Annotated in this window: 1 protein-coding gene; it reads left to right on the forward strand. The window is 73.2% G+C overall.

Annotated features, from left to right (window positions below; all coding sequences use genetic code 11):
* Positions 1-8: 8 nt before the first annotated feature.
* Positions 9-239, forward strand: a 231-nt coding sequence (amrB, locus tag BN358_RS24295) for an AmmeMemoRadiSam system protein B (RefSeq protein ID WP_083851593.1), incomplete at its 3' end; no start/stop codon positions are given.

The raw sequence follows: 239 nt of genomic DNA on the forward strand, positions 1-239 counted from the left end.
CCCACGAGCTGCAGGCCAGCGTGGACGGCCTGCTCGCCGATGCCCGCAGGCAGACCACTCCGCTCCCCGAATGCCCCAAGGCGCTGATCGTCCCGCACGCCGGGTACATCTACTCCGGCCCGAGCGCTGCCCGGGCCTATGCGCTGCTCGACCCGTTCGCGGCGTCCGTCCGTCGCGTGGTGCTGCTCGGCCCGGCCCACCACGTGTGGCTCACCGGACTGGCCCTGCCCGACGACGAT

Origin of the sequence: Sedimentibacter sp. B4, from assembly GCF_000309315.1 — a bacterium.
Classification (GTDB): Bacteria; Bacillota; Clostridia; order Tissierellales; family Sedimentibacteraceae; genus Sedimentibacter; species Sedimentibacter saalensis.